General features: G+C 63.6%; 1 pseudogene. It reads right to left on the bottom strand.

The annotated features are described in order from the left end of the window. Positions 1-269 (bottom strand): annotated as a pseudogene (locus ACI77D_RS29425) (hypothetical protein); the annotation flags it as partial.

Here is a 269-nt window from a genome sequence, read left to right as displayed (position 1 = left end):
CCACCGTACCAGGCGCAACGCAAACCGATGGGGCGGCCCATGTTGAGCTGGTTCTGGATGGCCGACATCTGCAGCGAGCCTTGATTCATGCCGTTGTAACTGCGCGTGATCCGAAGGGCGGAATCCAGGTAGCCATAGACGTTGCACGGTCCCGGCTGGTTGCAGCAGTTGCGGTCCAGCGCGTTGCTGGCGACACCGCACTGGGTCCAGGACCCGGTGCCGTAGTAGTTGCCGACCGACGCGGAAACAGCCGCCCAGCACCAGTTGGT

The organism is Pseudomonas sp. O39 (assembly GCF_045447295.1).
Lineage (GTDB): Bacteria > Pseudomonadota > Gammaproteobacteria > Pseudomonadales > Pseudomonadaceae > Aquipseudomonas > Aquipseudomonas antarctica_A.
The sequence above is the reverse complement of the archived record's forward strand: the minus strand, read 5'-3'. Positions and strand labels throughout refer to the sequence as shown.